Below are 13,531 nucleotides of genomic sequence, written 5' to 3'. Positions count from 1 at the left end.
GGGGAGATCACATGACCGCTTTGGCAGTCGAGACGTACGAGGCGCGTACGCCTGACGCTGAGGGTTGGCGTGGTGTGCCGTTCGCGCACCCCTGATGATGGCGGACGGCGGTAAGCATGACGGAGGGCCGATGCCGCCCGAGGCTCCGCGATCACCTGAGTCCAAGCCCTCGAACGGCACATAACCGTCTCCGGGACATCCCTCCCCGTCCCGGGTACAGACACGACAGTGCCCCCTGCCGGAGCAGGGGGCACTGTCGTGCAGTCGGTGCGGGAGCGGCGGGGTCAGGCCGCCTTGCTCAGCTCGCGGGCCTCGGCCTCGCTGGCCACCGCGGGCTTGGAGCCGGGCAGCGGCCGGCCGGCGCTCTCGGTCATCTTCCACACCGCGATACCGCCGATGACGCCGGCCGCCATCATGTAGTACGCGGGCATCATCTTGTCGCCGGTGGCGCTGATCAGGGCGGTCACGACCAGCGGGGTGGTGCCGCCGAAGATCGACACGGAGACGTTGAAGCCGATGGACAGCGAGCCGTACCGCACCTTCGTCGGGAACAGCGCGGGCAGCGTGGACGGCATCGTCGAGGTGAAGCAGACCAGCAGCAGGCCGAGCGCGGCCATGCCCAGGCCGATCGCGGCCAGCGAGCCCTGGCGGATCAGCAGCAGCGCCGGGACGGAGAGGACGAAGAAGCCGATGCAGCCGGCGGCGATGACCGGGCGGCGGCCGAAGCGGTCGGAGAGCCGGCCGGCGAACGGCTGGACGCACATCATCAGGGCCATCACGGCCAGCACGACCAGCAGGCCGTGCGTCTCGTCGTACTTCAGCTCCGAGGTCAGGTAGCTCGGCATGTACGACAGCAGCATGTAGTCGGTGACGTTGAAGACCAGGACCAGGCCGATGCAGAGCAGCATCGCGCGCCACTGGCCGAAGACCATCTCGCGGATGCCGGACTTCTTCTCGGCGGCGCGGCGCTCCTTCTCCTGCGCCGCGGCCTCCTTCTCCATCTCGGCGAAGGCCGGGGTCTCCTCCAGCCGCATCCGCAGGTAGAGGCCGATGATGCCCATCGGGCCCGCGATCAGGAACGGGATCCGCCAGCCCCAGGAGATCAGGTCGTCGTGGCTGAGCACCGCGGTCATCAGGGTGACCAGGCCCGCGCCGCCGATGTAGCCGGCGAGCGTGCCGAACTCCAGCCAGCTGCCCAAGAAGCCGCGCTTCTTGTCGGGCGAGTACTCGGCGATGAAGGTGGAGGCGCCGCCGTACTCACCGCCGGTGGAGAAGCCCTGCACCAGGCGGGCGATCAGCAGCAGGACGGGGGCCCAGACGCCGATGGCGGCGTACGAGGGGATCAGGCCGATGGCGAAGGTGCCGATCGCCATCATGATCATGGTGATGGCGAGGACCTTCTGGCGTCCGATACGGTCACCCAGCGGACCGAAGACCATGCCGCCGATGGGCCGGACGAGGAACGCCGCGGCGAACGCTCCGAACGTCGACAGCAACTGCGCGGTCGAGTTGCCCGAGGGGAAGAAGACCTGCCCGAGGGTGACCGCGATGTAGCTGTAGACGCCGAAGTCGAACCACTCCATCGCGTTACCGAGCGCGGCCGCCGAGACCGCCCGTTTCGCCATGGCCGGGTCGACGACCGTGGCACCGTGCCGCTGCTCGCCGGGCGGAGCCTGGGTTTTCGTATGGCTACGGGAATCGGGGGCGACGGTGTGCGTCGGCACGTGTTCGCTCGCCTGCGCTCTCTGGGACGACTGCATTGCAGAGCCCGTCGGGCCTCCGACGGGCGAATGTCGACCTTAGGGGCAGAACGGATCGTCACGGAGAGTGGTCAGTTGTGTTCGGGAAGGGGGTGAAACCCGCTCGTTGCAGGGGAGTCGCCATGGACAGAACGGACATCGCGAAAGTATTCCTGTGATCCTTATCGCTGCGATCCGGTGCAACTGAAGCCCGTTATGTGAGCCATCCCACGTGACGGCGCGGCGTTCCGGGGAACACCGCGCCGTCGGATCGTCGCCCGTCCAGCATCCGTCCGGCGGCTCCGCGGCGCTACTCGGACGGATGCGTACCGTCACGCCGTGACGGTCGGTGAGGAGGGGCGCCGGCTCAGCCGGTGACGGTGATCTGCGAGGCGGGGTCCGTCGTGTCGGACACCGCGTACGTGGCGCCGAACGTCGAGGCGGTCGCGCTCGTCGGGCAGCCGAAGCCGCCGGTGACGGTCACCGGGACCGACGCGCCGGAGAAGGTGAGCGTGGACGGCGCGCCGTTGGTCCAGCTGCCGTTGACGGTGGCCGGGCCGCCGGGCGCTGCCGTGACCGTGCAGCTGGCGAGGCCGCTGGTCTTCACGACGACGCCGCCCTGGGGAATGCTCATCACGGCGGTGCTGGGCGAGCCGTTCTGCATGGACACGCCCCACGTGCCGCTGGTGGTGACGGTGGCGCTGACGCCCGGCATGCTCGTCGTGCAGGAGCTGTACGTCGGTGCGCTGATCGTGCTGGCCACCGGGCCCGCGTCGTTGTGGTTGCCGGGCGCCGCCGGGACCTGGCCGGTGGAGTTCGACGCCGAACAGGTCACGGTCACCGAACCGGCCTTGAAGGTGGCCTTGCCGGTGAGCTTCGCGGCGAAGGCGTGGCCCGCGGGGCTGACGGTGGTGGAGCCGGCGGCGGTGCCCTGCGCGGGGGCGGCCGCGGTGGCCGGTGCGGTGACGGCCAGGCACAGCGCGCCCGCCGCCGCGACGCCGGTGCCGGTGGCGAGGAGGGCGCGGCCGGGTCTGAGGTGGTGTCTCATGAGGGGTCTCCTTGCGGTTGCCGTTGCGGGTGATCGGGTGATCGTGCGGTACCGGTACGGAGTGCTGGTGGTGCGGGGCGTCCTCGGCCACGGCCGAGGCGGCCGAGGACACCGTTCAGGGGAGGGCGGCCGGCGGCCGCCGTGCGCTAACCGGCAGGGGTGGCCGGGTCCGGTGCGGCCGGGTCCGTCGTGGCCGGGGCCGTGGCCGGGTGGGCGCCGTCGGCGGCCGGGGCCGCGCGCGCGGGGTCCCCGGCGGCCGGTTCCGGTGCCGGGCGGGGCTGCCACGCGAACATCAGGGCGCCGCCGACGATGCCGAGCACCGTGCCGATGAAGAAGCCGCCGAGGTTGGACATGACCAGCGCGGCGGCCGCCATCAGGACGGTCAGTACGCCTGCCAGTCCGCGGTAGTGCGGCGCGAACCAGGCGGTCAGGCCCATCACGATCATGACCAGGCCCATCAGTACGGACGGGATGCCGGCGATGCCCTGCTGGAGCATGACCTTCAGCGGCGCCAGCGGGATCACGCAGATCTCCAGGCCCGCCAGGACCGTGGCCAGCCCGCCCCAGAAGGGGCGCGCCTTGCGCCAGCGCCACCAGGCGGAGCGGGGCCGCGTCGCGTCGGCCCGCGCCGCCCGGCGGCCGCCCGCGCGCCGGGTCAGAAGCATTCCTTCTTGCCCTTGCTGATCTTCATGCTCAGCCCGGAGAGCTTGAAGGTGCCCGCGTTGGTCGCCCACGCGGTCTGCTTCAGGTCGGTGATGTTCACGTCGTCGGCCTGCTGCGCGAACGCGTCCTGCATGCCCTGCGCCTCGGCCGGGCCCTTGTCCAGCGTGGAGGCGTCCCGGCCGATCTCGATGTTGTTGAACGCCGCGTTGCCGGAGAGCTGGGTGGCGTCGACGTAGAGGTTCGTGGCCTCGACCGGTTTGCCGCCCTTGCCGGCGGTCAGGTTGAGCGAGATGTTGCCCAGTACCGGCAGCTTGGTGACCACCGACTGGCAGAGGTCGTTCAGCTCCGCCTTCTTGATGGCGGTCACCGCGACCGGCAGCAGCTCACCGCGTGCGTTGGCGTCCACGCCGCCGTACTGCGCGAAGCCGTCCCCCTTGAGACTGCTCGCGGAGACCTTGAACTGCTGGCCCGAGACGGCGAAGGAAGCCGCCAGCGCGCCGTTGGCCAGGGCGATGGCCAGGGCGGCCGTGCCCGCGAAGGCCGGGACGGCGAGCACGGCGAACTTCCGTGCGCTGACCCGTCCCGTGACCGGTCTGCCGTGTGCGTCTTTCATTGCTGTCCCCTTCGATGCGTGGATCGTTACCTGGGTGATCGATGCGGAGATACGCCGACGTGGGAGCGGCCGACGCATGGGCGATCGATGCGTGGGGGGAGAACGAGGCGCGTGGGGGTGGCGGGCGCGGCGGGTCGTGGCCGCGAGCCTGGTGTTACCGCCGGTGTTACCGGCGAGTTGAGTTGAATGTAAGTGCGCCAGTAGGTGTTGACAAGGTTCCGGGTCCGACGGTTTTCCGCCAAAAGGAAGAAGGCGGTGGCCACCGGCCCCGGCAGCCACCGCCCCTGCCACGTACGGCAGTTACCCGTAACTGACCCGCAGCTCCTTCACGCCGTTGAGCCATGCCGAGCGCAGCCGCCGGGGTGCGCCGCTGAGCGCGATGTCCGGTACGGCGTCGGCGATGGCCCGGAAGATCAGGTCGCTCTCCGGCACGGCCGGCCAAGTGGCAAGGCTCACGCGGGAAATGCTGGCGGATGCGGTCGACACCGCACCCTTGCGCGGGTGCGTGGGGCTCGTGAGACTGGGCGCGGAACTAGAACGCGTACTAGTTCTGCCCGGGGGCCGGGCCGCCCGGACAGCCAGGAGAGGACGAGTCATGGCCGCTGAACCCGTCATCGTCGAAGCCGTCCGCACCCCGATCGGCAAGCGCGGGGGCGCGCTCGCCGACCTCCACCCCGCCTACCTGCTGGGCGAGACGTACCGCGAACTCCTGGGCAGGACCGGCATCCAGCCGGACTGCGTCGAGCAGATCGTCGGCGGTACGGTCACCCACGCCGGCGAGCAGTCCATGAACCCGGCCCGCAACGCCTGGCTGGCCGTGGGCCTGCCGTACGAGACCGCCGCCACCACCGTCGACTGCCAGTGCGGCTCCTCGCAGCAGGCCAACCACATGGTCGCCAACATGATCGCGGCCGGCGTCATCGACGTGGGCATCGGCTGCGGCGTCGAAGCGATGTCCCGCGTCCCCCTGGGCAGCGGCTCCAGGCACGGCCCCGGCAAGCCCTGGCCCGACGAGTGGCACGTCGACCTGCCCAACCAGTTCGAAGCGGCCGAACGCATCGCCCGCAAACGCGGCCTGACCCGCGAGGACGTCGACGCGCTGGGCCTGCTCTCCCAGGAGAGAGCGGCCGCGGCATGGGCCGAGGAACGCTTCAAACGCGAGACCTACGCGGTCCAGGTGCCCACCACCGAGGAGGAGCAGGCGGCCGGCCAGGGCATGTGGCGGCTGGTCGACCGCGACGAGGGGCTGCGCGATACCAGCATGGAAGCGCTCGGCGGACTCAAGGCGGTCATGCCCACCGCCGTCCACACCGCGGGCAACTCCTCGCAGATCTCCGACGGGGCCGCCGCGGTGATGTGGGCGTCCAAGCGGATGGCCCGGGCGCTCAGGCTGAAGCCGCGGGCCCGCATCGTCGCCCAGGCACTGGTCGGCGCCGACCCGCACTTCCACCTGGACGGCCCGGTGGACGCGACCCGGGCCGTACTGGGCAAGGCCGGCATGTCCCTCGAGGACATCGACGTCGTCGAGATCAACGAGGCGTTCGCCTCCGTAGTACTGTCCTGGGCCCAGGTCTTCGAGCAGGACCTGGAAAAGGTCAACGTGAACGGCGGGGCCATCGCCCTCGGCCATCCGGTGGGCGCCACCGGAGCCCGGCTCATCACCACGGCCCTGCACGAACTGGAGCGCAGCGACAAGGAATTCGCCCTGATCACGATGTGCGCGGGCGGGGCACTGGCGACGGGAACGATCATCCAGCGCCTGTGACGGCCCGGCTTCACGACGACGACCGACGGCCGTTGTCAGTGGCGCCTGCCACACTCCTGCCATGACGACAGAACCGACGGAACCGGCGGGTTCGGCAGCCCCTCCGAAGATCCCTTCCGACAACATGCCGCCGGTCTGGGCGGGGACGGCCGAGCGTCCCGCCCCGCCGCTGGTCGGCGACGAGCGCGAGATCCTCACCTCGTTCCTCGACTGGCACCGCAGGACCTTCGAGCTGAAGTGCGCGGGCGTGCCGCCCGAGCGCCTCTCGGACAAGAGCATCCCGCCGTCCGGGCTGAGCCTGCACGGCCTGATCCGTCACCTCGCCGGCGTCGAGCACTGGTGGTTCCGCGTGCAGTTCGCGGGCGAGCGGGACGACTTCCCTTACTACTCCGACGACCACCCCGACCAGGACTTCGAGATGCTGGAAGGGGACCCGGCGGAGGAGTTCGCGTTCTGGCGCGCCGAGTGCGCGCACTCCCGCGAGCTCGTCGCCGCCGCGCCGTCGCTGGACGTCACCGGCACCCATGCGGCGAGCGGACAGCCCGTCTCGCTCCGCCGCATCCTGGTCCACGTCATAGCCGAGTACGCCCGGCACAACGGCCACGCGGACCTGCTCCGCGAACGCATCGACGGCGCGACCGGGGTCTAGGGCCCGGACACGCCGTCGGGGGAGAGAGAGAAAGGGAAGGGGAAGGGGAAGCGGGGAGCGGCGGGAGAGCCGTCCGCGGTCCGGTGCCGGCTCCGTACCAGTCGCCTCGGACCAGTTGCCGCAATACCAGTTGGCCCAGCACCAGCCGGCGCAGTACCAGTCGGCTCAGTACCAGTTGTGGGACTGCCAGAAGGACCAGGCGCCGCAGGGGCTGCCGTAGCGCTCGTTCATGTAGTTCAGGCCCCACTTGACCTGGGTCTCCGGGTTGGTCTTCCAGTCCGCGCCGGCCGTGGCCATCTTCGAGCCGGGCAGGGCCTGCACGAGGCCGTAGGCGCCGGAGGAGGCGTTGGTGGCCTGCGGGTCCCAGCCGCTCTCGCGCTCCACGATGTTGCTGAAGCACTGGTACTGCCGCTGGTCCGGGATCTGCTGGTGCGCCGCGGCCTGGGCCTCGCTCGCACCGGCCCGCTCGGCGGCGTGCGCCGGGGTGGCGGCGAAGGCGGCCGTGGCGGCGCCGAGGGCCACGGCACCGGCGGCGGCAGCGCCCGCGGCCCGCTGACGGGTGACGAGACGGGAAGCGGTACGGCCGGCGGCCGAGGACACGGGGGACAGCACGGAGGGAGGACCTTCCGACGGGAGCACGGGGCAAGGTGAGTCGCCGGGCAGCGGTGAGGTTTGCGGGCCCGGCGACCACTTCACCGTGGGAGGCGGCTCGGGGGGACGGCAAGCGATGCCGGTACGCGGCCGGTACGTAGGGGCTTCGTAGCGGGACGGCGGACCGGGACGGCGGACCGGGGCCCGGCCGGGGCAGGAGCGCGCGCCGCTTCCTGCTATGCGGTTTCGTATGTGACCAAGGTCCCTGTGCGGGGCTTCACAGAAGGCGGGGGCGGGGCGGGGTGGGGGGGAGGGGGGAGGCCCCCGGGGCGCCTCAACCGGGGCGCCTCAACCCCCGTCGCGCGTCGTCGTGAAGGTCACCGGGGTGTCGAACGCCGCGTGGCGGGTGGCGCGGCGGAGGGCCTTGAGGAGAGCGGGGCCGACGGTGAGGGTGAGGACGACCGTGAGCAGGGCGCGGGGGAGGTCCCAGCCGAGGGAGGTGGCCAGGCAGTACGTGACGAAGCGGGCGAGGTTCTCCGGGAGCGGGTCGCCGGGGACGAAGGAGACGCCGGAGGCCAGGCCCGCGATGTACGGCCAGCCCTGGAGGTTCATGATCAGGCCGTAGAGGAGGGAGGAGAGCGTGCCGTAGCCGGCCAGCAGCAGCATCTCGCGGCGGCCGCGCAGCCGGTCGGGCCCAGGGAGCAGGCCCGCGCCCATGGCCACCCAGCCCATCGACAGCATCTGGAACGGCATCCAGGGGCCGACACCGCCGGTCAGCAGGGCGGAGGCGAACATCGACACCGCGCCGAGCACGAAGCCGAAGCCGGGCCCGAGCACCCGCCCGGACAGCACCATCAGGAAGAACATCGGCTCGATGCCGGCCGTGCCCGCGCCCAGCGGACGCAGTGCCGCGCCGGCCGCGGCGAGCACGCCGAGCATGGCGATGGCCTTGGCGTCCAGGCCGGCGTCCGCGATGGTCGCCACGACCACCGCGAGCAGCAGCGGCAGCAGCGCGGCGAACAGCCAGGGCGCGTCCTTGGAGTGCGCGAGGCCGGAGGCGGAGTCCGCCAGCAGCGGCCAGCCGAAGGCCATCACGCCGACGGCCGAGACCAGGACGAGCGCGGCCACCGACCGCGGCCCGAGCCGGATCGCCCGTACCTGCCGCTGCACCGTACGGGCAGCCTGCGCCGTTCCCCGGCCCCCGCTCATGCCGTGCTCTTGCTCTCCCCCGCTCATGCCGTGCTCTCCCCGCTCATGCCGTGCTCCCCGCCGCTCATGCCGGGTTCTTCCCCGCTCATGCCGTGTGCTCCGCTGCGGCCAGCGCGTGGGTGACCTGCGGGACGGTGAGCCAGGGCAGCGGGGCGAGGACCTTGGAGACCTGCGGCGCGAAGGACGGGGAGGAGACCACGACCTCGGCGGTCGGGCCGTCCGCGACGATCTCGCCGTCGGCGAGGATGACGACGCGGTGGGCGAGCTCCGCCGCCAGTTCCACGTCGTGGGTGGCCAGGACGATGGCGTGGCCCTCGGCGGCGAGCCCGCGCAGCACGGTCACCAGCCGGGCCTTGGCCGCGTAGTCCAGGCCGCGGGTCGGCTCGTCCAGCAGGAGCAGTGGTGGCCGGGCGGTGAGGATGATCGCGAGCGCGAGGGCGAGGCGCTGGCCTTCGGAGAGGTCGCGGGGGTGGGTGCCGTCCGGTACGTCGGGCAGCAGCCGGGTGACCAGGGCGCGGCAGCTGCCGGGCGCGGCACCCGCGTCGGAGTCCGCTGCCGCGCACTCGGCGGCGACGGTGTCCGCGTAGAGCAGGTCACGCGGTTCCTGCGGTACCAGGCCGACCCGGCGGAGCAGCTCGCGCGGGCCGGTGCGGTGCGGCACGGCGTCGCCCACCCGTACCGAGCCCGCGGCCGGCTCGTGCCTGCCGACCAGCGTGTTGAGCAGGGTGGACTTGCCCGCGCCGTTGCGGCCCATCAGGGCGACGGTCTCGCCGGGGCGTACGGCCAGGCCGACGCGGTGCAGTGCGTCGATGCGGCCGCGGCGTACGGACAGCCCGGCGGCCTCGGCGACCGGCGCGGCGGCGGCTCCGGCCGAGGGCGGCGCTCCGGCGGCCGCGCCCGGGGACGCCGGGGACCGCCCGGCCAGCCGCTCGCGCAGCGCGCCGGCCTTGCGGCGGGCGTCCCGCACGGTCAGCGGCAGCGGTGACCAGCCCGCCGCCCGGCCGAGGGCGACGACCGGCGGGTGAACCGGGGAGACCGCCATGATCTCGGCGGGGTCGCCGATGACGGGTGCGGCGCCGGGCGCCGGCAGCAGGATGACCTGGTCCGCGTACTGGACGACGCGTTCCAGCCGGTGTTCGGCCAGCAGGACCGTCGTGCCGAGGTCGTGGACCAGCCGCTGGAGCACGGCCAGTACCTCTTCGGCGGCGGCCGGGTCCAGGGCCGAGGTCGGCTCGTCCAGCACCAGCACCTTCGGATGGGTGGTGAGGACGGAACCGATGGCGACGCGCTGCTGCTGGCCGCCGGAGAGGGTGGTGATGGCGCGGTCGCGGAGGGCGGCGAGGCCGAGGAGGTCGAGGGTCTCCTCGACGCGGCGGCGCATCACGTCGGGGGCGAGGCCGAGCGACTCCATGCCGTACGCCAGCTCGTCCTCGACGGTGTCGGTGACGAAGTGGGAGAGCGGGTCCTGGCCCACCGTGCCCACCACGTCGGCCAGTTCACGTGGCCGGTGGGTGCGGGTGTCGCGGCCGTCGACGGTGACCCGGCCGTGCAGGGTGCCGCCGGTGAAGTGCGGTACGAGGCCGGAGACGGCGTTCAGGACGGTCGACTTGCCGACGCCGGAGGGGCCGACGAGGAGGCAGAGTTCGCCCTCGGGGACGGTCAGGTCGATCCCCTGGACGGCGGGCGTACCGGCGTCCGCGTAGGTCACCGACACCTGCTCGAACCGGATCACGTCGTCGTCTCCTTCGGGTCCTTCGGGTGCTGAGGGCGCTGCTTCGCGGGCTTCGTCGGCGGGTTCGCCGGTACCGGGGCGACGAACGCCGGTACCAGGCCCACCAGGACCGACAGGGCCGGCCAGAGGGGGAGCGCCGGTGCGGTCAGCGGTACGGCCGGCGGGTGCAGGGCCGTGGACGCGTACCCGCTCGCCCAGATCATCAGCGCGGCCACCGCCACGCCGGAGCCCGCGACCAGCCAGGCGCGCGGTCCCCAGCGGTCGGGCCGGTAGCGGGTGCGGACCGAGCGCCGGCCGCCGAGCCACAGCCCGGCGAGCGCGGCGGCGAGCCCGGCGGCCAGCACCGGCAGTCCGTAACCGGCGCCCTGGGCCGCGAGCAGCCCGTACGTACCGGCGCAGATGCCGAGGAGGCCGCCGAGGGTGAGTGCGGTGGTGGTGTGCCGGACGGCGCGCGGCACCTGTGCGGTACGGCCGTATCCGCGGGCGTCCATGGCCGCCGCGAGCGCCACCGAGCGCTCCAGTGCGCCTTCCAGTACCGGCAGTCCGACCTGGAGCAGTGCCTTGAGGCCGCGGTCGGGGCGGCCGCGCAGCCGGCGTGCGGCGCGCAGCCGCTGGACGTCGGCGACCAGGTTCGGGGCGAAGGTCATCGCGACGACGACGGCGACGCCCGCTTCGTAGAGCGCGCCGGGCAGGGACTTGAGCAGCCGGGCCGGGTTGGCGAGCGCGTTGGCGGCGCCCACGTAGATCAGCAGCGTGGCCAGCTTCAGCCCGTCGTACAGCGCGAAGACCATGCCTTCGGCGGTGACCCGGCCGCCGATCCGGACGCCCCGGGCCCAGTCGGGCAGCGGCAGTTCGGGGAGCGTGACCAGGACGTGCGTACCGGGCACGGGCGAGCCGAGCACGAAGGCGAAGGCCAGCCGGATGGCGAGCACGACCAGGCCGAGCTTGACGAAGGCGCCGTAGGAACGGGCCCAGGGCGCGTCGGTGCGGCGGGCCGCGACGACGTACCCGGCGACGCCGATGAGCAGCCCGAGGAGGAGCGGGTTGGTGGTGCGGGACGCGGCCGTCGCCAGGCCCAGCGCCCACAGCCACCACGCCCCGGCGTGCAGCGCGCGCCCCCGGGCGGCGAGGGGTGCACGCAGCCGGTCGGGGGCGGTCATCGGCGCCGGCGCCGGGCCTGCCACACCGCGGCGGCGCCGAGGGCGGCGACCGCGGCGATGCCGCCGATCAGGCCGGTGGACGGCCCGCCGGCACCGGTGTCCCCGTCGGTCGCGCCGTCGCCGGTCGCGCCGTCGCCGGGCGAGGCCGCGTCGGCGGACTCCTCCGCCGGCCCGCCGGCCTGCTCGGCGCAGCCCTTCTCCGGGTAGCCGGCGATCGCGCACAGCAGCGCACCGGAGTCGTACCGCAGCGGTGCGGCGACCGCGGCGAGGGCCTCTCCGGCGCTGGCGTCCTCGGGCACCCGCGCGCACTCCGTCCGGGCCGCGGGCGGCGTCCCGCCCTTCGGGGCGTCCGCCTTCGTCCCGAAGTCGACGACGACCGCGACCCGCTTGCGGCCCTCGGCGGCCTTCGTCCCGCCGCAGACCGCGTCGAAGTCGACCGCCGGACGCGGGGCCGCGGCGCGCGCGGAATCGGCGCTGACCGTGAAGCGGAAGCCGGCCGTGGAGCCGTCCTCGGGGCGCGCTGTGGAGGGCCCTTCGGTGGCGTACGACCAGCCGCTCTTCCCGTGTGCCGTGGCGTCCGCCGTCCAGAAGGACCAGTAGCGGTACTCCTCGGCGTGCGCGGGCGCGGCGGCCAGGCCCGTGGCCGTACCGGCCAGGACCAGGGCGCCGGCGCCGCGCGCGAACCGTACGGCGTTCCTCACAGCTGGTTCTGCTTCCTGCGGCCGCTCAGCAGGAAGCCGATGCCCGCGCCCGCCGCCAGGCCGACGAGCACGACCCACCACACCGAGATGCCGCCGCCGTCCTGCTCGGCGTCCTTCTCGTCCGCCTGCGAAGCGGACCCGTCGGAGGCGGGCTTCGGTCCGGTCGCGTTCAGCTTGGCCACGAGGTCCGTGCCGCCGAAGTCGCGCGGGTCGGCGCCGGTGGCGTGCGCGGCGAGGATCAGCTGCGCGTACGCGGCGGGGCCGCTCTGCTTCGCCCAGGCGGCGGAGTGCCCGCGGAGCCACTCCAGCGGCTGCTTCGCGTCGTCCGGCCGGCCGGCGGCCGCCAGTGCGACCACGGCGTCGGCGGTGGTGCCGACGTCCGGCTGGTCCTCGGCGCCGGGCATGGCGGACATCAGGTGGTGGCCGTGCGCGTCCATGACGGAGACGAGGTGGTCGGCGCCTGAGTTCGCGGCGCCCTGGGCGTCCTCGGCCGCCTCCTCGCAGGAGGTCTTCTTCGCGGCGTGCCCGCCCGGCTCGACGACGAAGCCCTTCCCCACGGCCCCGGTCACCGCGGCCGCCGTCGCGTCCGCGTTGGCGGTGAGCTTCCCGTCCTTGGGCTGGAACGCGAACGCGCCGCGGTCCGCCTCCTTCACGTCGCAGCCGAGCCGGAAGGTGAGCAGCGCGTCGTACGGCGACGTGCCGTCCTTCTCGGGCAGCGCCGAGGCCTTCGTGCCGGTGGCGGTCAGCGCGCCGATCACGATCGAGGTGGAGTTGGCGTCGCTCGGGGCGCCGGCCGCCGAGCCCCAGCCGCCGTCGTCGTTCTGCGCGGACTTCAGCCAGGAGACGCCCTTGCGTACCGTGTCGGCGTGCCCGCCGACCGCGGCCAGCGCCTGGACGGCGGCGGCCGTCTGGTTGGTGTCCCGCATCGTCTTCGCGTCGCAGTCCTGCTTCTCGTCGGCGCGGTACGCGGTGAACGCGCCGTCGGCGCACTGCTGCCCCGCGAGCCAGTCCACGGCCCGGTCCGCCGGGCGCACGCCCGCGGTGTCCTGGGCCAGCAGCGCCAGCGACTGGCGCCAGACGCCGTCGTACTTCGGGTCCGTGCTGCCGTACAGGCCCTTCGGGAGCTTCGGGGAAGCGCTGGGCGCCGGGGTGTCGGCGAACGCGGCGGGGGCAGCGGCCGCGCACAGCACGGCGGCGGCCAGGGCCGCGGCGCAGCGGCGCGCCGGGGCGGCGAGGGAGCGGGCCGTGATGGCCATGGGGTCGGTGCCTCTCGGTCGGTTCGCGGGGTGCGCGAGGTGGGAGGTCACGCAGCCGCGCTCCGCCGCACCACGTCCGCGGCGTGCGCGGGCGCGGTGGCACCGGGCTCAGCTCCGTATACCTCGACGGTGCCGCGCGCCGGGTGGCCGAGGGAGGGCGGCCGTACGGTACGCGGGAGCCTTGGGTGTGCCCCGCCGGGTGTTCCGGCTCACTCCGGCGCGCTGCTGCGCGCCAGGGCTCACGGCTGCGGGTCAGCGCCGGTTTTCCACCGGCTTCCCCCGGTCGGGCACGAATGAACTTGTCGCAACACTTTAACCGGCGGGTAGCGGCCGGTCCGCGGCACGTACGGGACGGGTACGGCGGCCCGTACGCCAGGCGTCCGGAAGGAGCCCGCTCCACACGGC

The 13,531-nt window shown here is 73.3% G+C and carries 12 protein-coding genes, 1 pseudogene and 1 riboswitch; of the genes and pseudogenes, 2 read left to right on the top strand and 11 right to left on the bottom strand.

The window, feature by feature from the left end; genetic code table 11:
* Positions 1-284: 284 nt before the first annotated feature.
* The 5 genes and pseudogenes from proP to AAC944_RS12115 form a co-directional block, all read right to left on the bottom strand.
* Positions 285-1,625 (bottom strand): glycine betaine/L-proline transporter ProP, encoded by a 1,341-nt coding sequence (proP, locus tag AAC944_RS12135; RefSeq protein WP_037772612.1) that lies wholly within the window; start codon positions 1,623-1,625, stop codon positions 285-287.
* A 481-nt stretch (positions 1,626-2,106) separates the two neighbouring features.
* The gene (locus AAC944_RS12130) at positions 2,107-2,787 is read right to left on the bottom strand and encodes a hypothetical protein (protein WP_030618081.1); all 681 of its coding nucleotides are present in this window, start codon (positions 2,785-2,787) and stop codon (positions 2,107-2,109) included.
* A gap of 146 nt (positions 2,788-2,933) precedes the next feature.
* A complete protein-coding gene (locus AAC944_RS12125; RefSeq protein ID WP_368397156.1) occupies positions 2,934-3,452 on the bottom strand; it encodes a DUF6114 domain-containing protein in 519 nt (172 codons plus the stop codon).
* The gene (locus AAC944_RS12120; protein ID WP_030618078.1) at positions 3,443-4,063 is read right to left on the bottom strand and encodes a DUF6230 family protein; all 621 of its coding nucleotides are present in this window, start codon (positions 4,061-4,063) and stop codon (positions 3,443-3,445) included. Before AAC944_RS12120 ends, AAC944_RS12125 begins: the two co-directional genes overlap by 10 nt.
* Before the next feature lie 300 nt (positions 4,064-4,363).
* Positions 4,364-4,498, bottom strand: a pseudogene (locus tag AAC944_RS12115) (steroid C27-monooxygenase); the annotation flags it as partial.
* Between the two features lie 160 nt (positions 4,499-4,658).
* On the opposite strand from AAC944_RS12115, the gene AAC944_RS12110 reads away from it, so the two are divergent.
* Both AAC944_RS12110 and AAC944_RS12105 read left to right on the top strand, forming a co-directional pair.
* Positions 4,659-5,828, top strand: a complete 1,170-nt coding sequence (locus AAC944_RS12110) for a steroid 3-ketoacyl-CoA thiolase (protein ID WP_030618075.1) — start codon at positions 4,659-4,661, stop codon at positions 5,826-5,828.
* Positions 5,829-5,952: 124 nt separating this feature from the next.
* Positions 5,953-6,477 carry a DinB family protein gene (locus tag AAC944_RS12105; protein WP_030618072.1) on the top strand — a complete coding sequence of 175 codons (525 nt, stop codon included), beginning with the start codon at positions 5,953-5,955 and terminating at the stop codon, positions 6,475-6,477.
* A 165-nt stretch (positions 6,478-6,642) separates the two neighbouring features.
* Here AAC944_RS12105 and AAC944_RS12100 read toward each other — a convergent pair whose 3' ends face one another.
* The 6 genes from AAC944_RS12100 to AAC944_RS12075 form a co-directional block, all read right to left on the bottom strand.
* The gene (locus AAC944_RS12100; protein ID WP_030618068.1) at positions 6,643-7,077 is read right to left on the bottom strand and encodes a lytic transglycosylase domain-containing protein; all 435 of its coding nucleotides are present in this window, start codon (positions 7,075-7,077) and stop codon (positions 6,643-6,645) included.
* Positions 7,078-7,416: 339 nt separating this feature from the next.
* Positions 7,417-8,277, bottom strand: coding sequence for an ECF transporter S component (locus AAC944_RS12095; protein WP_051871965.1), 861 nt, complete (start codon positions 8,275-8,277; stop codon positions 7,417-7,419).
* An 85-nt stretch (positions 8,278-8,362) separates the two neighbouring features.
* Positions 8,363-10,009 carry an ABC transporter ATP-binding protein gene (locus AAC944_RS12090; RefSeq protein WP_030618062.1) on the bottom strand — a complete coding sequence of 549 codons (1,647 nt, stop codon included), beginning with the start codon at positions 10,007-10,009 and terminating at the stop codon, positions 8,363-8,365.
* Positions 10,006-11,169 carry an energy-coupling factor transporter transmembrane component T gene (locus AAC944_RS12085; protein WP_051871994.1) on the bottom strand — a complete coding sequence of 388 codons (1,164 nt, stop codon included), beginning with the start codon at positions 11,167-11,169 and terminating at the stop codon, positions 10,006-10,008. The genes AAC944_RS12090 and AAC944_RS12085 overlap by 4 nt, the downstream gene beginning before the upstream one ends.
* Positions 11,166-11,870 carry an SCO2322 family protein gene (locus AAC944_RS12080; RefSeq protein ID WP_030618058.1) on the bottom strand — a complete coding sequence of 235 codons (705 nt, stop codon included), beginning with the start codon at positions 11,868-11,870 and terminating at the stop codon, positions 11,166-11,168. The genes AAC944_RS12085 and AAC944_RS12080 overlap by 4 nt, the downstream gene beginning before the upstream one ends.
* Positions 11,867-13,126, bottom strand: a complete 1,260-nt coding sequence (locus AAC944_RS12075; RefSeq protein ID WP_051871964.1) for an SCO2321 family membrane protein — start codon at positions 13,124-13,126, stop codon at positions 11,867-11,869. The genes AAC944_RS12080 and AAC944_RS12075 overlap by 4 nt, the downstream gene beginning before the upstream one ends.
* 177 nt (positions 13,127-13,303) lie before the next feature.
* Positions 13,304-13,443, bottom strand: a riboswitch (cobalamin riboswitch).
* Between the last annotated feature and the right edge of the window lie 88 nt (positions 13,444-13,531).

The organism is Streptomyces sclerotialus, assembly GCF_040907265.1.
Classification (GTDB): Bacteria; Actinomycetota; Actinomycetes; order Streptomycetales; family Streptomycetaceae; genus Streptomyces; species Streptomyces sclerotialus.
Note: the sequence above shows the minus strand (reverse complement) of the source record. Positions and strands in the feature narration are given on the sequence as shown.